We start from the raw sequence: 22,164 nt of genomic DNA, 5'->3' as shown, positions 1-22,164 counted from the left end.
ATGGTCACGCTGTTGTTTCGTAGGGGACGGCAATTTCAGTCCGCTTCTCCAAGTAGCTCGGCAGCGGCAGGCCCTTCGACTTCAGGAAGTCCGGATTGAAGAGCTTGGACTGATAGCGATTGCCGTAATCGCACAGGATGGTCACGATCGTATGTCCGGGGCCGAGATCCCTGGCGAGACGAACCGCGCCGGCAATATTGATGGCAGTCGAGCCGCCTAGGCACAGGCCCTCGTATTCGACCAGATCGAAGACGTAGGGAAGCGCTTCGGCATCGGTAACCTGATAGGCAAAATCGGGCGTGAAACCCTCCAGGTTCGCCGTGATGCGGCCCTGGCCGATGCCCTCGGTGATCGAAGAGCCGGAGGATTTCAGCTCGCCGTTCTTGTAGAATTCATAAAGGGCGGCACCTTCGGGGTCGGCAATACCGATCTTGATGTCCTTGTTAAAGGCATGCAGCCCCATAGCGACGCCGGCGAGCGTGCCGCCGGAACCGACCGAGCAGATGAAGCCGTCAATCTTGCCATCGGTATCGTACCAGATTTCTTTGGCGGTCGTCTCAATATGAGCCTGACGGTTGGCAACGTTGTCGAACTGGTTTGCCCAGATCGCGCCGTTAGGCTCGGTCTTTGCAAGCTGCTCGGCCAGGCGGCCCGAGACCTTCACGTAGTTGTTCGGGTTCTTGTAGGGGACAGCGGGAACTTCCACCAGTTCGGCCCCGAGCAGTTTCAATGCATCCTTCTTTTCCTGGCTCTGTGTCTCAGGAATGACGATGACGGTGCGGTAGCCGAGTGCCTTGGCAACCAGCGTCAGGCCGATGCCGGTATTGCCGGCTGTGCCCTCGACGATGACGCCGCCCGGCCTCAGCAGCCCCTTCTTCTCGGCGTCGCGGATGATGTAGAGCGCGGCGCGATCCTTCACCGATTGACCGGGATTGAGAAATTCGGCCTTGCCGAGAATGGTCGAGCCCGTCGCCTCGGAGGCGCCCTTGAGCTTGATCAACGGCGTATTGCCAATTGCTTCGAGGACGGACGGATGGACGGTCATTGGAATCTGCCTTCTGTTCGCAACTACTGTAAGAACGGTCTTTTCCCTTCACAAGGCGGGATAGGCAAGAAATTCTGTTCCTTGCTATCTATTCGCCTCGCAAAATTCGACTTGGCGGGCGTCTCGACCTCCCTCTTTCATCCAAGTCGTCGGTCTCCAATTGGTGACATTGTTTTCCCGATGACGCCGTCAGTCTGGCCGAAAGCGGCCACAATGATGCGCTATTTCTAAAATGCCACGGACGGCCGCAGTTTAAGCGTTTGATGTAGGCGGCCGCCAGCCAAGGAGAAGAGCCATGAGCCCGTTCATCGCACGTCCTGAAAACGGAGTCGTCTGGATTACCGGCGCCAGTTCCGGTATCGGCCGCGCGCTCGCGCTGAAGCTGGCAGAGGAAGGCTACAAGGTCGCCGTTACGGCGCGCAGCCACGACAAGCTTCTGGCGCTGCAGGCCGAGGCAAGCGCGCTTGCAGGCAGCATTGTCGCGCTCGACGGCGATGTGACCGATACAGAGGACATGGAGCACACGGTTGCGGCAATTGAATATCAGCACGGCCCCATTGCCCTGGCGGTTCTGAACGCCGGCGTCTATTTGCCGGCACGGGGCGAAGATCTTAATCACGAAGTGTTCGAACGCAGTTTTGCCGTCAATCTCCATGGCGTTGTCAACTGTCTCGTTCCGGCGGTGCGGCATATGCGGGCGCGGGGATACGGCCAAGTTGCCCTTGTCTCATCCGTCGCCGGTTATGGCGGACTTCCCGGCGGTGCGGCTTACGGAGCCAGCAAGGCGGCGCTGATCAACATGGCGGAAAGCCTGAACTTCGAGCTCGATCGCATGGGCATCCGCATCCAGCTCATCACCCCGGGCTATGTCGACACGCCGTTGACGGCTCAAAATAAGTTCGACATACCTGAGATCGTGTCGGCACAGCAGGCGGCGGATGCGATCGCCGCCGGCTTGAAATCACCATCCTTCGACATCAGTTTCCCGAAGAGCATGGTCTATCGGGCAAAGCTGCTGAAGTTTCTGCCATATAGCCTGTATTTCAAGGTACTCAGGTATTTTTTGGGGAACGGGAGCAAGCGCCGGCCGGCGGGGCCGCATATCACGGCGCATCCAGCGGAATAGCGCTATCCATCATCTTTAAGCGATGCGTGCGCGGCAAGCGCACGCTGCCGCGCCGTGGCATGATCGACGATGGGGCGGGGGTAGTGTTTGCCGAGTTCTATTCCTGCACGCTTGAGCACGTCATCAGGCGCCTCGAACGGCCGGTGGATATATTTGTTATCGAGCTTGGAGAGCTCCGGCACGAAAGTTCGGACATAGCCGCCATCCGGATCGAATTTCTCGCCCTGCAGCACCGGATTGAAGATACGGAAGAAGGGTGAAGCATCGGCGCCGGAGCCCGCCACCCACTGCCAGTTTGCCGTATTGGCGGCCGGATCGGCATCGACGAGCGTGTCGCGAAACCAGGCTTCGCCTTCGCGCCAGTCGATCAGCAGATCCTTGATCAGGAAAGATGCCGCGATCATGCGAACGCGATTGTGCATCCAGCCATGGCGCCACAGCTGCCGCATGCCGGCATCGACGATCGGATAACCTGTTTGGCCACGCTGCCAGCTTGCCAGCAGCTTGGCATCCGATAGCCAGGGGAAATCATCGTAGCGATCGTTCCAGTTGGCTGTCCGGAGCTTTGGGAAATGAAAGAGCTGATGATAGCAGAACTCCCGCCAGACAAGCTCCTTGCGAAAGCGGACGACATTGTCCGTGCCGACCTTGTCAAGCAGCCCGCGTGTTGCGTGCCACATACGGGCAGGTGAAATCTCTCCGAGCGCCAGATGTGGCGAGAGCAGGGAGGTTGCCGGTTTGTCCGGAAAGTCACGGCTGACCACATAGTTATTAAGCGCGCCGTTGACGAAGTCTTCCAGCTTATCGAGAGCCGCCGCTTCGCCTGGCGTCCAAATGTCCGCGAACTCGGATGCCCAGTTCGGCTTTGTGGGCAGCAGCGACCAAGCATCAAGAGAGTCCGATTGCGGCCAGCGGCGGGGCGCAAGAAGCCTTCGGGGCGCCTCGATCGGAAACGGCGGCTCGCCGGATTGCTCGAATGCGCGCCAGAACGGCGTGTAAGTCTTGTAATGGTTACCGGTTCCCGTGCGCAGGCGCGTGGGTTCGTGCAGCAGCTGACCGGCAAAGCTGTTGGCCTCGATGCCCTTGCTCCGCAAAGCCTTCTTGATTTGGGTGTCCACCTCGATACCGGCCGGATCGTATCGACGGTTCCAGACGACGGCTTCGGCCCCGGTTTCGTCAATGAGTTTTTTAAGCACCGTCAGGGCATCGCCCTGGCGAAGAATGAGCTTGTTCCCAACTGCATCAAGAGCGGTTTGCAGGGCAGCGAGCGAATGATGCAGCCACCAATCCTGTGCTCCGCCAAGTGGGCCACGCTCCGTTGCGCCCGGCTCGCGAATATAGACGGGAATTAGAGGGCGGCTCGATGTTGCCGCCGACTGCAGCGCGTGGTTGTCGTCCAGGCGAAGATCCTTGCGAAACCATAGCAGGATGGGGTTCGGCTCTTTTATCGCTGTTGTCATGGTGTCCTGGCCGATCGGTCATCCTCTGTTGCTTCTCGCATGCCTTGCGACGGCGGAAACCCTTATACGACGCGGACCGTCGAATGGTTTCACTACCACGCGTTACATAAGCGAATGCCACACGCAACTCTCGTAGGGAAAACTCGATCTCCTTTGTGGTATAAGGAATGCTTGTCACTGTTCTGTAATGCAAATTCGCTAGCAGTCCACCCGATTGACGTGCCGAGAATGGACAGGCGGGGAAGATTAAAATGGCGGAAATCCGCATCGAACAAGTTCGCAAGGCCTATGGACGCAATCCGGTCGTTCATGGCGTCGACCTGAATTTCCGATCGGGCGAATTTGTCGTCATCCTCGGACCTTCCGGCTGTGGCAAGTCCACACTGCTGCGCATGATTGCCGGCCTTGAGGATATCACTTCGGGCGAGATCAGCATTGACGGCAAGGTGGTCAACCAGCTCGAGCCGCGCGAGCGCGGCTGCGCCATGGTCTTCCAGAACTACGCGCTCTATCCGCACATGGATGTCGCCGCCAACATGGGCTACGCGCTCAAGGTCGCGGGTGTGCCGCGCGCCGAGCGTGACCGCCGCATCAAGGAAACCGCCAAGATCGTCGGCCTCGAGGATTTCCTCGCCCGCAAGCCGGCCGAGCTTTCCGGCGGTCAGCGCCAGCGCGTCGCCATGGGCCGCGCCATCATACGCGAGCCGAAGGTCTTCCTTTTCGACGAACCGCTTTCCAACCTCGATGCCAAGCTGCGCGTGCAGATGCGCGTCGAAATCCGCCGCCTGCACAAGCGTTTGTCGGCCACCTCGGTCTTCGTGACGCATGATCAGGTCGAGGCCATGACGCTCGCCGACAAGCTCGTCGTCATGTACAAGGGCAATGTCGAGCAGGTCGGCACGCCGCTCGAGGTCTACAACACGCCGCGCACCCGTTTCGTCGGCTCCTTCATCGGCTCCCCGGCCATGAATTTCCTGGAAGGCACTTTCGCGGCCAATGGCGAGCAATTCATCTTCGACGGCATTCCGATCGCCATCGACGCCAACATCGGCAAGCGCCATGCCGGCCAGCCGGTTGCCCTCGGCCTCCGGCCGGAACATGCACGCCTCGTTCCTGCCGGCACGCCCGGTGCTATCCCGGCAACGGTCGATTTCGTCGAAGAACTCGGTGCTGGCCGTGTCATCCATTGCGATATCAACGGTTCAAGCTTCGCTGTCGCCGTTGCCGATCATACGACAGGCCAGACCGGTCAGTCGGTTGCGCTGGAACTGCCGCAGCAGCACACGCACCTCTTCGCCCAGGACACCGGGCTGCGGCTCGACGCCGTTGCCTCCGTCACGCCGCTGAAGGTGCTGGCGAGCTGATTTCAAACATAAGTTTTCAGTAGGTATAGCCCGGAAGTTTTCCCGACTTCCGGGCTTTTTATGTGTCGGAGGTCGACAGCGTTTAGGTGAAGGTTGCGTTTGCGCAGGGATATTCCAGCACGATATCGATGAATACTCGATCGCAGGGGACTGCCGCGCCTGGAGATGTGGCGCGGCGAGAAACGAGATTACTTTTCCGTAGCGATCATGCCGCGAACGACCCAACGCTGCATCAGCACGACGACGGCAAGCGGTGGAATCATAATGATCAGCGTGCCAGCCATTGCGATATGCCACTCCGGAAGGCCGCCAAAGTTCGGGATGAGTGACTTGAGCTCGTGAACAGCCGTTACGTGGGCGGGATCGGTGGTTACCAACAACGGCCACAGATACTGGTTCCAGGCCCAGAGGAACATGATGGTGCCGAGCGCGGCCATATTGGTGCGCGACAGCGGCAGCAGGATGTCGACGAAGAAGCGCAATGCCCCGGCGCCGTCCATGCGCGCGGCTTCAGCCAACTCGTCCGGTATCGTCAGGAAGAATTGGCGGTAAAGAAAGGTGCCAGTCGCCGTCGCGACCAACGGCAGGATAAGGCCGATCGAGGAGTTGAGTAGCCCGAGGTTCAACGAGACTTCGATACCCGTAAGCTTTGCGATGAGCCAGGTGATGCCGGTGATGTCGAGAATTCCCTGGAAGGGCGACAGGACGTTCGCTGCGACCGCATAGGTCGGCACGATACGCACTTCAAGCGGCAGCATGAGCGTTATGAAGATGAGCCAGAAAATGAAATGGCGGCCCGGATAGCGGAAATAGACCAGTGAAAAGGCCGTTATCGCCGAAATGAGCACTTTGCCCACCGCAACGCCGGTGGCGAAGATCAGGCTGTTCAGCAGCTTGGGACCGAGACCGGCGGTCGTCCATGCCGTCTGCATGTTGACCCAGAAATCCGAGCCGGGGATCAGCGACATCGGCACTTTGTTGACGTCGGTGATGTTATGCGAAGCGGCAATGGCAACGATAGCCAGCGGGCCTACAGCGACGATGAATCCAAGCAGCAGGATCAGCTGGGTGAAGAAATTAAGGATGGGGGTGCGCTCGACCATGTCAGCCTCAACGATAATGCACGCGCTTCTCGATGAAGCGGAACTGGAAGATGGTCAGCAGGACGATCAGCAGCATGAGAATAATGCTCTGCGCCGCCGCACCGGAAAAATCGAGGCCTTTGAAGCCGTCCGAGTAGATCTTGTAGACCATGAGGTTGGTCGAGTTGTGCGGGCCGCCCGAAGTCATGATGTCGACGATGCCGAATGAATCCTGGAAGCTTTCGGTGATGTTGATGACGAGCAGGAAGAAGATCGTCGGCGTGATCAATGGGAACTGGATGTCCCAGAAGCGGCGGAGCACGCCGGAGCCGTCCATGGCGGACGCCTCGATGAGCGCGCGTGGAATGGCCTGGAAAGCGGCGAGGAAGAAGATGAAGCTGTAGCCGATATATTTCCACGAGAAGGCGGCGATGACGCAGGCCATGGCGGCGTTGCCGTCAAGACCCGGATCCCATATTCCCGGCCACCACTGATTGACTACGGCCATGAGTCCTGCTTCCGGCGCCAGGATGAACCGGAAGGCCATCGCCGATGCGGGCGCAGCAATACCGTAAGGCCAGATCAGGACCACGCGATAGATTTTCGAGCCGCGCAGCTGCCGATCGGTCAGCGCCGCAAGTATCAGTCCGCCCGCCATGGAAATACTTGTGCTGATAGCAGCGAAGATGATGCTGATCGTGACCGAGTTCCAGTAATCGGAGCTGGCCAGAATGGATTTGAAATTGTCGAGCCCGACCCAGATATTGCCGCCACCCCAGGGCTGCTGCAGCGTCAAGGACCAGAAGACCGCCTGACCCGCCGGCCAATAGAAAAAGGTGAAGATAAGGAGCAACTGCGGCACTGCGAACAGGATGCCGACGCTCCATTTGTTGAAAGTTACTCGCTTTTCCATTGTCTCTACCGGCTTGAGATCTCGATGCCACGCTTGCCTTCATAACGAACGTCCGCCGGGAAACCCCGGCGGACGCCGTTCTGTTACGAGCTTTGCCGCTTATGGTAGCTGCTTGCCCTTGTAGGTGGCTTCGAAGCGCTCAAGAACGGCGTCGCCGTTCTTGACGAGGTTGTCGATACCTTCCTGGACGCTGACCTTGTTGGCGAAGATGGCCTGCATCTGGTTGCCGAACTCAGCGCGAATCTGCGTGAAGCTGCCGAGGCGGATGCCGCGGGTGATCGCGGTCGGCTCGGAAGCGGTCAAGCTGGCGATAGCGACTTCGCGGCCCTTGAAGGGAGCCTTGTCGTAGAAGCCGGAGGACTTCATGAATTCGAAGCCGGACTTCGTAACCGGGATGTAGCCGGTGTTGGTCGACCAGAAGAGAGCGGTTTCGGCCTTGGCGATGAAGTTCAGGAACGCGGCAGCGCCCTTATATTCGTCAGCCGATTTGCCGGAGAGAACCCAGAGCGAAGCGCCGCCGACGAGCGAGTTCTTGCGCTCGGTGCCTGCGTAGACCGGAAGCTCGGCAACATCCCAGTTCATGTCGGCCTTATGGGTCTTGCCGACCGTGCCATGGTCGCCGACCGAGGTCATGATCATCTGGCAATCGCCGGCGGCGAAAGCCTGAACCATGTCCTGACCGAGGTCCTTTGACTTGATCTTGATGAGGCCCTGGTCGTACCAGCTCTTGAGGTCCGTCACATACTTAACGAACTTCGTCTTGTTGACGGTGAGACGCGCGTCGAGGCCGTCATAGCCATTGTTCTTCGTGGCGATCGGCTGATCGTGGATGGCCGAGAATTGTTCCATCAGCTGCCAGCTTTCGTTGCCGGAGATGTTGATGGCCATCGGGCATTCATAGCCAGCACCCTTAAGCGCCTTCATGTCTTCTGCAGCTTCTTCCCAGGTCTTCGGCGCGGCGGTCTTGCCGATCTTCGCGAAGGCATCCTTGTTCCAGTAGAGCAGGGCGGTGGAAGAGTTGAAGGGGAAGGAGAGCAGCTCGCCCTTCGAGGTGGCGTAGTAGCGGGCGATACCCGGGAAATAGTTGTTCCAGTCTACCTTGTAGCCGTTTTCAGCCATCAGTTTGTTGACCGGATAGTAGGCGCCCGAAAGCATCATGGTCGCGGTGCCGACGTCGTAGACCTGAACGATCGTCGGCTGCTTGTTCGCGCGGAAGGCGGCAATGGTGTTCTGCAGAGCGGCGTCGTAGCTGCCCTGGCTGACGCAGGAAACTTCATAATCCTTCTGGGAATCGTTGAAGTTCTTGCAGAGCGTCTCAACGACGCGCTGAAGGTCGCCTGACAGACCGAACCAGAAATCGAACTTGACCGGAGCTGCGGCAGCCGGCATCGCCAAGGCGACGCTCATGACGCCAGCAGCGGCGGCAGAAATGTAATTTTTAAGTTTCGACATATCCCTATTTCCTTTTGAAAGCTCGGAACCGGTGGCCTTGCGCAAGTCCGCGGTAGCGCGGGTTATAGACAAGCTGTGTGACAGTTTGTTGTGGGCAAGAATCCCGCGTTGACGGGCTTTTTCATAAGGGCAGCGGCTCTGTGGAGCAGCGTTCACTGCAGGATCGTGCATTTGAGGTTTTGCTAATCAAAGGGTGTAGGCTGCGCACCTTCACCCATAGATTGCAGTTCGATCAAGAAGGCGCGATGGTCTTCCTTGCCTGTGCCCCGGGCGGCGTTGCAAGATCGCCGCCGGGACGTTCGGAAGGCATTGGAGGAATGAGAATATGGGTCTCAGTGAGCGGCAGAAAATGGCGGCGGGGGAGTGGTACTGTTGTTTCGATCCGGAACTCGACGCCTTGCGCTGGCAGGCACGCGAGGCTGTGCATGCACATAATACAATGCCGCCCGCCCAGCGCGGCAATCTTGCGCCGGCTTTGTCTGCGCTTTTTGCCGAGATCGGCGAGAGCGTCTTCATCGAGGCGCCGTTTCATTGCTCCTATGGCATCAATATCTCGCTCGGCCGCCGAGTCTACATGAATGCCGGCTGCACCATCCTCGACAGCGCCAGCGTCCGCATCGGCGACGGCAGCATGCTGGGGCCGGGGGTGCATATCTATTGTGCCGAACATCACAAGGATGCCGAACTGCGCGGAGCGGGCATGGAGGTCGCACGGCCGGTAACGATAGGCAGAAGCGTCTGGATCGGCGGTGGAGCGATCTTGGTCGGCGGCATCACGGTAGGCGATGGCGCGATCATCGGCGCCGGCGCGGTCGTCACCAGGGATGTTGCCGCCGGTGCGACTGTTGTCGGCAATCCTGCTCGTCCCGTTCGCGCGGGATAGGATAAAAGAGTTAGTTTGCCGGGCGGCGTTTTCGTGTCCACCATACGGCGAAGCGGCGGCGCCAGCGGCGAACCATCGGCATGTCGTGCGAGAGCACGATGAAGCCCAGTGGCAGCATCCAGAAGCCGAGCACCGGCAGGAAGCCGAGCAGACCGCCGAAAATCAGCGCTATCCCCACGCCAACGCGGGCAAGGCGCGATCGGGGCAGGGGGATTCTCACAGAGCCGAAAACCAGCTCGCGGGTCGCGGGATCAATGCCAAAACGGCGGGTTTTCCGGCCATTCCGATCGGCATTTGCGGTCGTTTCACTTTGATCGGTCATCCACAGGAAATGGTGGCGCGAGGAAATAATGCAAGAGAATTCATTTTTTTTGAAAAAACCGCTTGGCAAATCGGGAAAGCATTTGTATTACCCCGCTCACACCGCGCCAAGCGCATTCCCTGGTAGCTCAGCGGTAGAGCATTCGACTGTTAATCGACAGGTCGCCGGTTCGAATCCGGCCCGGGGAGCCACTTTTTTCCACAGAACTGAAGTAGATAACGGCGCTAGAGCGCCCGGTTGAGTCTAGTTCCCCTTCTGCGGTTCTTAAGGCTGATGAACGCGGCCGAGCTTATAGCAGCGCATTTTTGCAGTTTTATTGCACCTGCCTCGCGGTAGTGATTTCCGCGGAGGCTCGTTCGGTTCGATCACCGCATCCTCGTTGACCTGTCTTTCCCACTCATGCCAGATTGCCGCCACTTGTCAGCCAGGCACCAATGCCGGCGGGCAATTCGGGGATATCGGCCAGATTCGGCGGATTGGGGATAAAATGGCTGAGAATACGAGCTTTCGTGGTGGGGTGGCGCTGGGCTGGATTCTGAGCGCGATTGTTATTCTTGCATTGGCGGCCGATGCCGCTGTCGATCTCTTTATGCCGTCATTGATTGGCCCGCAGATGGCGGAGACGGGCTTTCCCACCAATCTAGGCACGGTGGTGGGTTTGATCATCCTCATCAGTGTTGTTCTTTACGCAATTCCGCGCACCGCGGTTCTTGGAGCGATCCTCACGACCGGGTTCTTCGGCGGCGCCATTTGCACCCATTTGCGTCTCGGAGAAATCGGTTCTCCACCACAACTTATCAGTTTATTGCTCGGCATCATGGCATGGGGTGGTCTCTATCTTCGTGACGAACGTATTCGGCGCCTATTGCCCCTTCGTTCGGTGGACGACTGAAAATCGAGCGCATGCCTTATTCAGGATTTTTGCGATGCAATAACAAGATCTTGCGCTGCACTCTTCTTCGCACGGGATGGCGAATGGTAGCGGGCTAATGAGATTGTGCCAAGATGATGCATCCGTGCTTTTCGAGCGCGCGCGGAGGCGGCTCTCGGTTGGATATATGTGGTATTTCTGAAAAAATTAGTTCAAGGTATGGTTGCTCTCACGAATGTGAGGGCATGTTCATGTGCCGTTAATGCGATGCGGCACATGAACATAATGCGCGATCCGCGCAGCATAGTCCCCCAATGCTTTAGAGGTTCGACATGAAAAATCTGATTCTTGCTTCTGCAGTAGCTGTGGCGTCGGTCTTTGCCTTCAGCGTGCCGTCCGAGGCCGCTCCGATGCATCATCGTCATTACCATCAGCACCATCATCATCACTGCCATGTGAAGAAGGTAAAGCGCAAGGTTCATGGACGCTGGGTTATCCGCCATGTGCGCGTCTGCCGCTGATCGGAAGACGCTTGGAACCGGCGCAGGTTCCTCTTAAAACAATAAGGCCGCCGCCGGAGTTCCGGTGGCGGCCTTATTGTTTGTGTTATTCCTCGAAGTGATCCGCTGCCTACCTTATGTTCGGCGTGAGCTTGGCAGGTATCATTCCGATAAGGAAACCGGCCGCACTAAGGCCGAATCTCGAATATCACGCCGCCATGACGGCGATGATGATAGCGACGGTCGTCCCGCCATCTGTCATCCCAATGGCGGCGGCGATCCCAGCCGCGGTCACCATGCCAGTGACGGCGATCGCGATCACGCCAGCGGGGACGGTCGTCATCACCCCATCGGCGCGATCCTTGCTCTTGCACAAGGATAAGATCCGACGCGCGCGATATAGATGGACTGCTCGGCGGCGCGGCCATCGCGGGCAGGGCGGCGGGCAGCGCGGAGCCTATAGCCAGCGTCACGCTCAAGGCGAGTGAAGCAAAGTGGTGTTTCAAGTTTCCAACTCCTGTAGTCAGCCATGTCCCTTTCATCGCTAAACGCCAGAGCATCGACTAGGTTCCCCTTTTCGTTGACTGGAGATCCTTGTGACACGCGTATTGATCGCAGGAGGAGCGGCTGATTGCGGATGTTGCATAAAAAAGGGGGCCGGCAGGGAAAGCCGGCCCCCTTCCTTCTCTGATCGGAGGTCAAGTCTGATCAGGTTAGAAGTTGCGTTCGAAGCGCAGGATGCCCGAAACAGTGTCGTCGTGGGCATAGTCATAATGAACGTAAGTCAGTTCTGGCTCGACCAGGAGGTTCTTGACCGGGTTGAACTTCAGGTTCGTGGTTGCTTCGAAGATCTTCGAGTCGCTGTAAGCAAGCTGCAGGTTCCACTTCAGCTTATCGTTGACCGGAACGCCGACGCCGCCCCAGACAGCCCAGTCACCCCAGCCGCACTTTGATGCATTGACGGTACCGTTCGGTGCCGTGCAAGCGGAGACGTCTTGGTTGGTGCCAGCGTACTTGTTGAGCTTGTCGCCGTCCGTGTTCCAGCCGCCCATCAAGAAGGCCGTGAATGCGCCGAAGTCGGCGTCGACACGAGCCTTGATGGCGCCTTCTTCGACGATCGAGTCGTAACCGCCGACGACCTTGAAGCCCCATGCACCGGACTTGAAGCCGGCACCGGCAACGACATCAGGAGCGTAGTGGTTCTGCCTGTCATCCGTCCACCAGCTTGCGCCGTAAGATGCCGAACCAGTTGTGGCGGAGTTGGAATCTTCGAGCGAGATCACGGCCGAGAAGCCGTTGCCGCCGTCATATTCATAGGTCAGCTGGTTCAGTTCGTACGGGCCGTCATAGATCACGTCGTCGTTGATGACGTCGCCGGCGTAGCCGATGTACAGGTTGTACTGCGAGTCCTTCTTACCAACGGTGAAGCCACCGAGGCTGATGTAAGACCACAGCAGGTTGGTGGAGGTGGAGCCGCCATCGTTCCAGTCCCAGCGAACGATGGTTTCGGTCTTCAGCGGACCGTATTCGGTGTCGGTTGCGGTATCAACGTTCAGTTCGGCGCGGGTATGCCACAGCGTGCCCTGATGGCTGTCACGGTTGTAAGCGTTGTACCACTCACCTTCGGTACGTACCTTACCGCCGATCTTGAGGCAGGTTTCGGTGCCCGGGATGAAGAAGTAGCCAGCACCGTATGCGTCGCAGATGCGGACGTATTCCAGCGGCTCCGGCTCAGCTGCTACGATCGCATCAGCCGCGTGAGCACCGGATACTGCTGCAAGCGCAGCAGCGGAGCCGAGAAGAAGGCTCTTGATGTTCATAATAACTCCAATCTTTCTTGATTGGGCATGAGATATCGCGCCGAAAAACGACGTGCCCAACCCCATCCCGTTCATGTTCCCTATCAGTAGGTGCGAAGTAATAAGCTTCGCGAACTATTTCCTGAACCTGCTTCGGTGATTTGGCAAGATACTAAGGGTATGGAACTATATGTGCCCTACTTGAAAACCGGCGTTGTTGCAAAAATGACGCAATTCGCGGAGCTTCGTCGGTCACAACGCTGTCGGATCACACTTGAATAGGCCCTGCCCACGAAACGGAAAGCGTTTACGCCGCCACGCGTTAGAGTCGACGGCGGGCGATGGGGCGAGTGAGGGTAGAGACGGCTGAAGTATGATGTTAACGGCAATCGAGCTCAGCCGTTTGCCGTCCGTGTGCGTCGCGATCTCGAGACACTTTACTGAACTGTGAGTGTGAAACAGTTGTCGGGCGGGAAAACTGAGTATCATTCTGTAGCGGAGAAGAGGGCAGCTCGTCTGGCATTCCACCTCATTGCGATTGCAGCTATCTGGCCGTGGTGCGTCCGACGACATTACTGGGGGCGTAGTCTCGTCGGACGCGGCACTGTCCGGTCTGTGGGTGGCGTACAAACCGGTAGTACTAATTCTAGCATCTACCTTAGGTCCCTATAACCTACCTGAATGGGCTGGCATCGACCGCGCCTCCGGACGGGTGGCGATCCCCTAACCGGCAATGTTCTTTTGCTCCTGAGACCCGGTTGGTTCGCGATAATTCGGGGCGATTGGCAGAGCATCCGGGTTCGCCCGTTGCCGGCAGCTGCGCCTCATGTTGCAGTCGGTCTTTGCCGATGCAAAGGAAGGATCGGGTAGGCGCCTCTGATTGTCTATATCGGGCGTGTCCCGTCGGCCTGAAACCGAGCCGCGTTAAGGCCGAGGGGGTCGGCATTTTGCTCGCCCGCATGAGCAAATATCTTTTGGGAATGAAAAAAGGACAGGATTCGGAATGAACCCTCTTGCGGTTTTCTTTGGATCATTCTAAATCCGCGCCACCACAACGCAAATTGCTTTTCGGATGGCCTCGTGGCGGAGTGGTTACGCAGAGGACTGCAAATCCTTGCACCCCGGTTCGATTCCGGGCGAGGCCTCCATCTCTTTCAAAACTGATTTATAAGTATCTGATTTCATTTTGTGTTTTCAGCTTTGGCAATCGTTGCCCCTGAGCTTTCCTCGCATTCACCGCCTAATATGATTTCGGCCGTTCCATCCAGCTAATCAAAGCCTCGAGCAAAGGATCGCTACGCCGTGATCAAGCGAGATGGCGGCCGGAGCATTCACTCTAACGGCTGGGCACGGCGTTTCCTTGCGGTGGGATGAACTTGGATTGCGGGTTGATGACGAAGCCGCCAGCCTGACGGTGCCGCTGAATTCGCAATCCATTAAAAGCAAAAGCGGTCCAGTCTAGGGAAAAAACTGGGCCGCCTTTTGCTGGACTAGAGGTCAATCAAATTCAGCACGCTAATTATAAGATGGACTTAGTATTTGTCAACGGAGATGCGAGGCTGCGCCTTCGTGCATCGCACGCGATGTTCGCCACTTAATGGCAATCCTATCTCGCCAGGGCGTCTCCGTTGTGCATTCGGTTCGCAATATTGGCGGACAGGGCCGTCATCTGGATTGGTGCTCGAAAATTTGAGACATGTCCGCAGCGGCGTTGCAGCATGGAACATCGGGCCTTGCTGGCGGGCCTATTCCTCAAGGCATGGAAAGGCGAATTTATAGGCGCGTGCGATTAGAGAACTGGCGGGCCGCTCCAGTTGCCAGGAGTGCTCTGCCATCCATTTGCAGGCTATCGTCGTTGCCTTTATGTTGCTGAGCTCGGGCGGCAGACAGAAAGCGCCCACGAACTGTTGAAGGTAGCGCTCGTAGCGCGACGAGTTTTTTGGAGTTTGCTTCGTGGCCCGGATCGTCAGGTTCTTCGTTCGTTGGGCCTCATCGAGAATGCCCTGAATATAGACCGAAGCGAGCGTTCGGTCCTCCTCGCACCATTCGTCGAGCTGCTTTCCGGTAACGACATGTCCGATGATCGGGGCTGTGTCTTTCGCCTCATCCTCGCTTGATGTTTCCTCGCTCAACGCGACCTGGGGCAGGAGAAGGAGAAGCGCTGCGGCGAAGAGCGAAAGCCTCATTCGGAAAACCTACATCATCGAGGAAAGACTCGCGGCCAGAAAAACCACCAGCGGCAGCGACGTTACGACGAAAAGAACGAGAGAAACAGGCATCCCCAGCCACCTTCTATTCAAATTTAATATCTGGGCCGAATGGCTTCGGGCCGGAAGGTCGATTGGTCACCACACGGGTCCAACGCATCGAAGCGTGGTCGCGCGAAGTTAACATTTTGCTAACAGGCGTCCCGGTCCGGAGCATGGCGGATCCGCAAGATGTCGCATATCCCGGATGCAGGGCGTTGACTTGTAGCTGACTTGTATTTGCGGATGTCAATTGTTGTTCGTCGGCGACGCCTCGCCATGAATCTCTGCGCCCGTCGCTGCAATGCCTTGAAAGCGCGGCGTCAGGCGATTAAGACACGCGTAACAGAAAGTAGAGCCAGCTCGTTCTGGCACCAAGGGCGCAAGAGGATAAGATGGATTTCGAAGCAGCGCGCGTGAAGATGGTCGAGAACCAGATCCGGACGACGGATGTCACCTCCCATTCCGTGTTGAATGCATTTTTCGCCGTGCCGCGCGAAAATTTCGTACCGGAGAAGTCGAAGCTCCTGGCCTATGTCGATTGCGATATCGAGGTCGCTCCTGGCCGGTTCCTCATGGAAGCCTCGCCGCTAGCAAAGCTGCTCCAGCTTGGCGCGATCACCAAGGACGACAAGGTTCTCGATGTCGGCTGCGGCACGGGTTACGTGTCCGCCGTCTTGTCGCTTCTCGCCGGCAAGGTTATCGCGCTTGAATCCAACGAGGAGCTCGTGGCTCAAGCGAAGGCTAATCTTGCCGCGCTTGGCTACGACAATGTGACCGTCGTTGGCGGTGACCTTGAAAAGGGCCATGCCGCCGATGCACCCTATGATGTGATTTTCCTCAACGGTTCAATCGAACAATTGCCGCAGGGCCTGCTCGACCAGCTCGGCGAAGACGGCCGCCTTATCACCGTTATCGGCTATGGCCATGCCGCCCGCGCCACCGTTTTCATGCGCGAACGCGGTGCATTTTCGGAAAACGTCTTCTTCAACGCCTCGATCAAGCCGCTGCCGGGCTTTGCCAAGGCCAAGGAATTCGTCTTCTGATTTCGTAAAGGTCCGATGATTGAGCTTGCGACAGGCACCTTCGGGTGCCTGTTTTTTATTGTCGCGCCCTGTGGCAGAATCACGCTTAGCAGAGCGATTCGTCGTGATCGTAACAAAACTGTGCATCACCGGGTTTAGTGCTTTTCAGGTGATTTTGTTCCCGAAGACAGTCATCTAGGGTGGCCCTGATTCGGGTGCCGCCTGGCGAGTTTATGGTGCGAGTTTCCGGTCGTCGAATATGGGAAAACGGGGATGAATATGGCTCAGCCAAATGTAGTGCGTGAACCGTCCATGGAAGAAATTCTGGCGTCGATCCGCAGGATCATCGAAAGCAATGAACCCGTAGGTGCCAAGTCGACCCCCATGACGCATTTTGCCGCTTCCGGCATGCGTGACGACGACATTCAATTGACTGTAGATGAAGAATTCGCCGCCGCCGATCGCGCACGCGCTGCCGAGCAGGATCCGCGTTTCGTTGCGGCAAATTCGCAGGCGCCCGCTGTCGAGCCGGAAGGTGCCGGCCGCGGTCTGTCGCTGGCCGATGTTGCCGCGCGCGTGCGCGCTGCCTCCGAACGCAATACCGCCGCCTTGCTGAATGCCGGACGTGAGCCGCAGCCGCGTGAGCTGCCGCCAGCCATAGCCGCACGCCTCGCCGAGGTACACGTCGAGCCGATCGCCGATCTCCCTCTGAGACAGGCCATTGGAGATGTTGCCGCACCGGTTGCTCAGCCTGTTTTGCGGGTGGCCGAGGTTGAACCCAAGATGGAAGAGCAGAAGCCGATGGCTGCCGCTATGGCGCCTCAGGTCGCAGCACCCGTCGAGGCACCTATTTTTGAGGCGCCGGAACCAGCCGTTGCCATGGAAGTGGAAGCACCCCTGCCGTCGGCCCAGGCCGTGTCTGTGTCTCCACTGCTGTCGGAAGCCGCCGGCGCACAGGTTTCCCGCTCGTTCGAGGAATTGGCCGCCATCGTTGACGGCGGTCCGCGTCGCTCCCTTGACGAGCTTGCCCAGGAGATGCTGCGCCCCATGCTGCAGGAATGGCTCGACGATAACTTGCCGACCCTTGTGGAGCGCCTCGTGCGTGAGGAAATCGAAAGGGTGGCTCGCGGTTCGCGCCGCTGACAGGCCTGAGCTTCGGGTAGCCGATCCGCCGCTCCGGGCTCCGGGGCGGCTTTTTTATTGACTTGCCCACAGCCATCCTATTTACAACCCGCATCACCCAGTCCTCTAGATCCGGTCCTAAAATGCTCGACAAAACATATGATTCCGCCACCGTCGAACCGAAGATCGCCCAAAAATGGGATGAGGCCGACGCCTTTCGCGCCGGCGCGAACGCCAAACCGGGCGCGGAAACCTTCACGATCGTCATACCGCCGCCGAACGTGACCGGTTCGCTGCACATGGGCCATGCGCTTAACAACACGCTGCAGGACATCATGGTGCGGTTCGAGCGCATGCGCGGCAAGGACGTTCTCTGGCAGCCGGGCATGGACCATGCCGGCATCGCCACGCAGATGGTCGTCGAACGCCGTCTTGCCGAACGCCAGCAGCCGGATCGCCACAAGATGGGACGCGAAGCCTTCATCCAGAAGGTCTGGGAGTGGAAGGACGAGTCCGGCGGGTTGATCTTCAACCAGCTGAAGCGCCTCGGCGCTTCCTGCGACTGGTCGCGCGAGCGCTTCACAATGGACGAGGGTCTGTCCAAGGCGGTTCTCGAAGTCTTCGTCACACTCTACAAGGAAGGTCTGATCTATCGCGACAAGCGGCTGGTCAACTGGGATCCGAAGATGCTGACCGCAATTTCGGACATCGAAGTCGAGCAGCACGAGGTCAACGGCAATCTCTGGTACCTGCGTTATCCGCTGGAACCCGGCGTCACCTATCAGCATCCGATCGCCTTCGACGAAGAGGGCAAACCGACGGAGTGGGAAACGCGCGATTATCTCGTCGTCGCCACCACGCGGCCGGAAACCATGCTCGGCGATACCGGCGTTGCCGTTAATCCGGAAGACGAACGCTACAAGCCGCTCGTCGGCAAGCATGTTATCCTGCCGATCGTCGGTCGCCGCATCCCGATCGTTGCCGACGAATATCCGGATCCAACTGCGGGAACTGGCGCGGTCAAGATGACGCCTGCACATGATTTCAACGACTTCGACGTCGGCAAGCGCCGCGGCCTGCGCGTTGTCAACATTCTGACGCCGGAAGCGACCATCACCATCAAGGACAACGAGGATTTCCTTGAAGGTCTCGACAACCCTGCAGCCCTGCACGGGGCCTGGGACGAGCTGGAAGGCAAGGACCGCTTCGAGGCGCGCAAGATCATCGTCCGCATTTTCGAAGAATCGGGCCTGCTGGACAAGATCGAGCCACACAAGCACACGGTTCCGCATGGCGACCGTGGCGGCGTGCCGATCGAGCCGCGCCTGACGGAACAGTGGTATGTCGACGCCAAGACGCTCGCCGAACCGGCGATCGCCTCGGTCCGCGAAGGGCGTACGAAGCTCGTTCCGAAAAGCTGGGACAAGACCTATTACGACTGGATGGAAAACATCCAGCCATGGTGCGTTTCCCGTCAGCTGTGGTGGGGCCATCAGATTCCGGCCTGGTACGGTCCCGATGGCCAGGTCTTCGTCGAAAAGACCGAGGAAGAGGCACTGCAGGCCGCGATCCAGCATTATCTGTCGCATGAAGGGCCGATGAAGGCCTATGTCGAGGACCTGTTGGAGAACTTCAAGCCGGGCGAAATCCTGACGCGCGACGAAGACGTGCTTGACACCTGGTTCTCGTCGGCGCTTTGGCCTTTCTCGACGCTCGGCTGGCCGGATGAGACGCCGGAACTGGCACGCTACTATCCCACGAACGTCCTCGTCACCGGCTTCGATATCATCTTCTTCTGGGTTGCCCGCATGATGATGATGAGCCTTCACTTCATGAAGGACGAGGGTGGTGAGCCTGTCGAGCCGTTCAACACAGTCTATGTCCACGCCCTGGTGCGCGACAAGAACGGGCAGAAGATGTCGAAGTCCAAGGGCAACGTCATCGATCCTCTTGAGCTGATCGATCAGTACGGCGCCGATTCGCTGCGTTTCACGCTGGCGATCATGGCCGCGCAGGGTCGCGACGTGAAGCTCGACCCGGCTCGCATCGCCGGCTACCGCAATTTCGGCACCAAGCTTTGGAACGCCACGCGCTTTGCCGAAATGAACGGCGCCAAGAGCGATCCGCATTTCGTGCCGGAAGCCGCAGAGCTCACCGTCAACCGCTGGATCCTGACGGAGCTGGCGCGCGCAGAGCGTGACGTGACCGAGGCGCTAGAAAGCTTCCGCTTCAATGATGCGGCAGGCGCGCTCTATCGCTTCATCTGGAACCAGTTCTGCGATTGGTATCTCGAACTGTTGAAGCCGATCTTCAGCGGTGAAGACGAGGGTGCCAAGGCGGAGGCACAATCTTGCGCAGCCTATGTGCTCGAAGAGACCTACAAGCTTCTGCATCCGTTCATGCCCTTCATGACCGAGGAGCTCTGGGCGCACACGGCAGGCGAGGGGCAGGAGCGTGAGGGCCTGATCTGCCATGCGGATTGGCCGGCACCATCCTATGCCGACAATGTCGCCGCCGATGAAATCAATTGGCTGATCGATCTGGTCTCCGGCATTCGTTCCGTTCGCTCGGAAATGAACGTTCCGCCGGCTGCAACGGCACCGCTGGTCGTTGTCGATGCCAATAGCCTGACGCGCGAGCGCCTGTTCCGTCACGATGCCGCCATCAAGCGGCTGGCGCGCGTGGAATCGGTTTCGCTTGCCGATACGGCACCGAAGGGCGCCGCTCAGATCGTCGTCGGCGAGGCGACGGTCTGCTTGCCGCTTGGCAGCCTTATCGATCTCTCCGCTGAGAAAGCACGCCTCGAAAAGGCGATTGCCAAGAACGATCAAGAGATTGCTCGTATTGCCGGCAAGCTTTCGAACGAGAAGTTCGTTGCCAATGCCAATCCGGACATCGTCGCTGCCGAGCGCGAGCGTCTTGGCGAGCTCGAAGGGCAGCAGGCGAGCCTCAAGGTGGCGCTCGCCAGGGTGAGTGAGGCCGGCTGAGAGGCTTCGCATAAACCAATGTTTTCGCTCAAAGGCGGATGTGCGACCAAATGTGAAAAGCGTCGCAATCGAAGCTGAGACATCGGCGTCGCGTTAGGAAACAGAGGTCGAAGAATCGAAAAAGGCATGCGGTATTCGCCGCGTGCTTTTTTTTGTCTATTGCCTCGATTCGATGGAACGAACCGGATCTATGCCCCGAATCCGCCGCCAGTTTCGCACAGGCGAAACAGATTACCCCTAAAGTTGCCGGACACTCTCGAAAAGCAAAACTGTTGTCATATTGTAACAGAATTGTTGCTGTGAAGAATGAGAATCTATCGGGGACCCAAAATGCTATTTCGAAAGAAAAAATTACCTACACTGATAGATTTTCTGAAGCGGCGTTCATTTTCTTACGTAAATCAATCATTCCCTTACGTGACCTGTGCTCTTATGCGCCACATTGCCAATTCACGCGATCATCGCAACAATCGAACCACTGAATGCACATGTGGGGGAGATACAATGGCATTTTCTATTGCGCTGAGGAGCGCAGTCACACTTATTATTGGCTCGTCTTTCGCCAGTGCTGCCTTTGCGGGCGGCCTTGATCGTGGCGGCTATGATATTGATCTGCTCTTCGACAAGGGCCGTTATGTGTTCGAGTCCGGTGTTACTTATGTCATGCCCGACCGCAAGCTGAAGAATGCCAAGGACATCAATCCAGCCGATGGCAATCTCAATAACCGCAGCCGTTCGACGGATGCATCGGAAAATTACGCCATTCCCTATGCTGCCTTCAAGATCGGCATCACCGATGATCTCGACTGCATGGCCGACTATTCGCAGCCTTTCGGCGGCCACCTCAACGAAGGTGCAAATTGGGCCGGCGCCAATAACGAAACCGAAGTCAAGGTTCGAACGAACAACTATTCAGCCACTTGCTCGTACAAGTTCGATGCGGGTCCGGGTCAGCTGCGTCTGATCGGCGGCGGTTTCTATCAGGAAGTCAGCGGCTACAAGTCGCGCCTCGTCTACGCCACTCCGGCCCCGATTTCTGCCATTTACAACGGCATGGGTTCGCTTGACATCGACGGTCACGGCTGGGGCTGGCGCGCCGGTATCGCCTACGAAATTCCCGAATATGCCTTCCGCACGAGCCTCGTCTACAATAGCCGGGTCAAATACGACAATCTGAAGGGTAGCGTCGACCTGACCGAAGTACCGCCGCCTGTCGTCCCCGGCTTTGGTGGCAAGGTAACCTCTGTTTTCGGCTCGGCCGATGCTCCCGATTCCCTTGAGTGGAAGGTACAGACCGGCATCGCGCCGGACTGGCTCGCCTTCGGCTCAGTCAAATGGACGAACTGGAGCGTCCTGCAAAGCATCGCGCTGTGCCCGAGCTCCACCCGAAGCATATCGTGCAAAGCTAGCGGTCCGACCGAACTGACCTCGCTCGACTTGCTCTACAAGGACGGCTGGACGATCACCGGCGGTGTCGGGCACAAGTTCAACGACAAGTGGAGCGGTGCCGTCAGCCTGACCTGGGATCGCGGCACGAGCGACGGCTATGGCATGAACTCCGATACATGGACCCTCGGCGCAGGCGTGGCCTACAAGCCGACCGAGCATATCCAATTCAATTTCGGTGGCGCTCTCGGCCTCATGACATCAGGTAAGTCCGGACCGGTCACGCGTGGCGGTGTCGTCTATGGCAACGATGCGACCTACAGCTTCGGCAATGACTTGGTCGCCGCTCTTCAGACATCGGTGAAAGTCAGCTTCTGATGACAAGCCGCTGAATTGAAGGAGCCTAACGACAGTTCCTTCACTTTATTATCGACGTCGCGAGCTCTCACGGGTTTCGCGACGTTTTTTATTGGATCGGGAAAAGTGGAGCGTAAACCGGGTCTTCTGCCTGATTTATGGTTAAAGAAATCTCAAGTCCGATAAAATTTTTGTGACGAATTAGCAACACTCTATTTCAAGAC

General features: G+C 58.0%; 18 protein-coding genes and 2 tRNA genes. 11 read left to right on the top strand and 9 right to left on the bottom strand.

Annotated features, from left to right (window positions below; all coding sequences use genetic code 11):
- Positions 1-4: 4 nt before the first annotated feature.
- Positions 5-1,045 (bottom strand): cysteine synthase A, encoded by a 1,041-nt coding sequence (locus tag FHT85_RS24185; protein ID WP_112337425.1) that lies wholly within the window; start codon positions 1,043-1,045, stop codon positions 5-7.
- A gap of 295 nt (positions 1,046-1,340) precedes the next feature.
- On the opposite strand from FHT85_RS24185, the gene FHT85_RS24180 reads away from it, so the two are divergent.
- Complete coding sequence (locus FHT85_RS24180) at positions 1,341-2,171, top strand: SDR family NAD(P)-dependent oxidoreductase (RefSeq protein ID WP_112412089.1); 831 nt, start codon at positions 1,341-1,343, stop codon at positions 2,169-2,171.
- A 2-nt stretch (positions 2,172-2,173) separates the two neighbouring features.
- On the opposite strand, the gene FHT85_RS24175 is transcribed toward FHT85_RS24180, so the two are convergent.
- Complete coding sequence (locus tag FHT85_RS24175; RefSeq protein WP_112412090.1) at positions 2,174-3,631, bottom strand: cryptochrome/photolyase family protein; 1,458 nt, start codon at positions 3,629-3,631, stop codon at positions 2,174-2,176.
- 251 nt (positions 3,632-3,882) lie between these two features.
- Between FHT85_RS24175 and FHT85_RS24170 the strand changes: the two genes are divergently transcribed.
- The gene (locus FHT85_RS24170) at positions 3,883-4,995 is read left to right on the top strand and encodes a sn-glycerol-3-phosphate import ATP-binding protein UgpC (protein ID WP_112337422.1); all 1,113 of its coding nucleotides are present in this window, start codon (positions 3,883-3,885) and stop codon (positions 4,993-4,995) included.
- Positions 4,996-5,183: 188 nt separating this feature from the next.
- Here FHT85_RS24170 and FHT85_RS24165 read toward each other — a convergent pair whose 3' ends face one another.
- The 3 genes from FHT85_RS24165 to FHT85_RS24155 form a co-directional block, all read right to left on the bottom strand.
- Positions 5,184-6,098, bottom strand: coding sequence for an ABC transporter permease subunit (locus tag FHT85_RS24165; RefSeq protein WP_112412091.1), 915 nt, complete (start codon positions 6,096-6,098; stop codon positions 5,184-5,186).
- Between the two features lie 7 nt (positions 6,099-6,105).
- The gene (locus FHT85_RS24160) at positions 6,106-6,990 is read right to left on the bottom strand and encodes a carbohydrate ABC transporter permease (RefSeq protein ID WP_112337420.1); all 885 of its coding nucleotides are present in this window, start codon (positions 6,988-6,990) and stop codon (positions 6,106-6,108) included.
- Between the two features lie 99 nt (positions 6,991-7,089).
- Positions 7,090-8,442: an extracellular solute-binding protein gene (locus tag FHT85_RS24155; RefSeq protein ID WP_112412092.1), complete on the bottom strand. Its 1,353-nt coding sequence runs from the start codon at positions 8,440-8,442 to the stop codon at positions 7,090-7,092.
- Between the two features lie 325 nt (positions 8,443-8,767).
- Between FHT85_RS24155 and FHT85_RS24150 the strand changes: the two genes are divergently transcribed.
- Positions 8,768-9,325 (top strand): sugar O-acetyltransferase, encoded by a 558-nt coding sequence (locus tag FHT85_RS24150; protein ID WP_112399776.1) that lies wholly within the window; start codon positions 8,768-8,770, stop codon positions 9,323-9,325.
- A gap of 10 nt (positions 9,326-9,335) precedes the next feature.
- Here the strand turns inward: FHT85_RS24150 and FHT85_RS24145 are convergent, their stop codons facing one another.
- Positions 9,336-9,647, bottom strand: a complete 312-nt coding sequence (locus FHT85_RS24145) for a hypothetical protein (protein ID WP_015339668.1) — start codon at positions 9,645-9,647, stop codon at positions 9,336-9,338.
- 116 nt (positions 9,648-9,763) lie between these two features.
- Here FHT85_RS24145 and FHT85_RS24140 point away from each other — a divergent pair.
- From FHT85_RS24140 to FHT85_RS24130, 3 genes are all read left to right on the top strand, one after another.
- A tRNA-Asn gene (locus FHT85_RS24140) sits at positions 9,764-9,838 on the top strand.
- Between the two features lie 296 nt (positions 9,839-10,134).
- Positions 10,135-10,539 (top strand): DoxX family protein, encoded by a 405-nt coding sequence (locus tag FHT85_RS24135; RefSeq protein WP_112399775.1) that lies wholly within the window; start codon positions 10,135-10,137, stop codon positions 10,537-10,539.
- Between the two features lie 311 nt (positions 10,540-10,850).
- A complete protein-coding gene (locus tag FHT85_RS24130) occupies positions 10,851-11,039 on the top strand; it encodes a hypothetical protein (RefSeq protein ID WP_081598371.1) in 189 nt (62 codons plus the stop codon).
- A 187-nt stretch (positions 11,040-11,226) separates the two neighbouring features.
- On the opposite strand, the gene FHT85_RS24125 is transcribed toward FHT85_RS24130, so the two are convergent.
- Complete coding sequence (locus tag FHT85_RS24125) at positions 11,227-11,394, bottom strand: hypothetical protein (RefSeq protein ID WP_162709739.1); 168 nt, start codon at positions 11,392-11,394, stop codon at positions 11,227-11,229.
- 337 nt (positions 11,395-11,731) lie between these two features.
- Positions 11,732-12,838 carry a porin gene (locus FHT85_RS24120; protein ID WP_015339672.1) on the bottom strand — a complete coding sequence of 369 codons (1,107 nt, stop codon included), beginning with the start codon at positions 12,836-12,838 and terminating at the stop codon, positions 11,732-11,734.
- 1,053 nt (positions 12,839-13,891) lie between these two features.
- Between FHT85_RS24120 and FHT85_RS24115 the strand changes: the two genes are divergently transcribed.
- Positions 13,892-13,965, top strand: a tRNA-Cys gene (locus tag FHT85_RS24115).
- A gap of 597 nt (positions 13,966-14,562) precedes the next feature.
- Here the strand turns inward: FHT85_RS24115 and FHT85_RS24110 are convergent.
- Positions 14,563-15,003, bottom strand: a complete 441-nt coding sequence (locus FHT85_RS24110; protein ID WP_112412093.1) for a Rap1a/Tai family immunity protein — start codon at positions 15,001-15,003, stop codon at positions 14,563-14,565.
- A gap of 455 nt (positions 15,004-15,458) precedes the next feature.
- Between FHT85_RS24110 and FHT85_RS24105 the strand changes: the two genes are divergently transcribed.
- The 4 genes from FHT85_RS24105 (at position 15,459) to FHT85_RS24090 (ending at position 21,961) form a co-directional block, all read left to right on the top strand.
- Positions 15,459-16,109 carry a protein-L-isoaspartate O-methyltransferase family protein gene (locus FHT85_RS24105; protein WP_112412094.1) on the top strand — a complete coding sequence of 217 codons (651 nt, stop codon included), beginning with the start codon at positions 15,459-15,461 and terminating at the stop codon, positions 16,107-16,109.
- 258 nt (positions 16,110-16,367) lie between these two features.
- Positions 16,368-17,231, top strand: coding sequence for a PopZ family protein (locus FHT85_RS24100; RefSeq protein ID WP_112412149.1), 864 nt, complete (start codon positions 16,368-16,370; stop codon positions 17,229-17,231).
- 122 nt (positions 17,232-17,353) lie between these two features.
- The gene (locus FHT85_RS24095; protein ID WP_112412095.1) at positions 17,354-20,197 is read left to right on the top strand and encodes a valine--tRNA ligase; all 2,844 of its coding nucleotides are present in this window, start codon (positions 17,354-17,356) and stop codon (positions 20,195-20,197) included.
- Between the two features lie 504 nt (positions 20,198-20,701).
- Positions 20,702-21,961, top strand: coding sequence for an OmpP1/FadL family transporter (locus FHT85_RS24090; RefSeq protein ID WP_112412096.1), 1,260 nt, complete (start codon positions 20,702-20,704; stop codon positions 21,959-21,961).
- Positions 21,962-22,164: the final 203 nt, after the last annotated feature.

The sequence above is a fragment of the Rhizobium sp. BK312 genome, from assembly GCF_014193605.1.
Lineage (GTDB): Bacteria > Pseudomonadota > Alphaproteobacteria > Rhizobiales > Rhizobiaceae > Rhizobium.
The sequence above is the reverse complement of the archived record's forward strand: the minus strand, read 5'-3'. Positions and strand labels throughout refer to the sequence as shown.

What these genes read in the sequence shown, in the direction of transcription:
- FHT85_RS24185 (WP_112337425.1), bottom strand. Translation starts at nt 1,045, where the DNA reads ATGACCGTCCATCCGTCCGTCCTCGAAGCAATTGGCAATACGCCGTTG.
- FHT85_RS24180 (WP_112412089.1), top strand. Translation starts at nt 1,341, where the DNA reads ATGAGCCCGTTCATCGCACGTCCTGAAAACGGAGTCGTCTGGATTACC.
- FHT85_RS24175 (WP_112412090.1), bottom strand. Translation starts at nt 3,631, where the DNA reads ATGACAACAGCGATAAAAGAGCCGAACCCCATCCTGCTATGGTTTCGC.
- FHT85_RS24170 (WP_112337422.1), top strand. Translation starts at nt 3,883, where the DNA reads ATGGCGGAAATCCGCATCGAACAAGTTCGCAAGGCCTATGGACGCAAT.
- FHT85_RS24165 (WP_112412091.1), bottom strand. Translation starts at nt 6,098, where the DNA reads ATGGTCGAGCGCACCCCCATCCTTAATTTCTTCACCCAGCTGATCCTG.
- FHT85_RS24160 (WP_112337420.1), bottom strand. Translation starts at nt 6,990, where the DNA reads ATGGAAAAGCGAGTAACTTTCAACAAATGGAGCGTCGGCATCCTGTTC.
- FHT85_RS24155 (WP_112412092.1), bottom strand. Translation starts at nt 8,442, where the DNA reads ATGTCGAAACTTAAAAATTACATTTCTGCCGCCGCTGCTGGCGTCATG.
- FHT85_RS24150 (WP_112399776.1), top strand. Translation starts at nt 8,768, where the DNA reads ATGGGTCTCAGTGAGCGGCAGAAAATGGCGGCGGGGGAGTGGTACTGT.
- FHT85_RS24145 (WP_015339668.1), bottom strand. Translation starts at nt 9,647, where the DNA reads ATGACCGATCAAAGTGAAACGACCGCAAATGCCGATCGGAATGGCCGG.
- FHT85_RS24135 (WP_112399775.1), top strand. Translation starts at nt 10,135, where the DNA reads ATGGCTGAGAATACGAGCTTTCGTGGTGGGGTGGCGCTGGGCTGGATT.
- FHT85_RS24130 (WP_081598371.1), top strand. Translation starts at nt 10,851, where the DNA reads ATGAAAAATCTGATTCTTGCTTCTGCAGTAGCTGTGGCGTCGGTCTTT.
- FHT85_RS24120 (WP_015339672.1), bottom strand. Translation starts at nt 12,838, where the DNA reads ATGAACATCAAGAGCCTTCTTCTCGGCTCCGCTGCTGCGCTTGCAGCA.
- FHT85_RS24110 (WP_112412093.1), bottom strand. Translation starts at nt 15,003, where the DNA reads ATGAGGCTTTCGCTCTTCGCCGCAGCGCTTCTCCTTCTCCTGCCCCAG.
- FHT85_RS24105 (WP_112412094.1), top strand. Translation starts at nt 15,459, where the DNA reads ATGGATTTCGAAGCAGCGCGCGTGAAGATGGTCGAGAACCAGATCCGG.
- FHT85_RS24100 (WP_112412149.1), top strand. Translation starts at nt 16,368, where the DNA reads ATGGCTCAGCCAAATGTAGTGCGTGAACCGTCCATGGAAGAAATTCTG.
- FHT85_RS24095 (WP_112412095.1), top strand. Translation starts at nt 17,354, where the DNA reads ATGCTCGACAAAACATATGATTCCGCCACCGTCGAACCGAAGATCGCC.
- FHT85_RS24090 (WP_112412096.1), top strand. Translation starts at nt 20,702, where the DNA reads ATGGCATTTTCTATTGCGCTGAGGAGCGCAGTCACACTTATTATTGGC.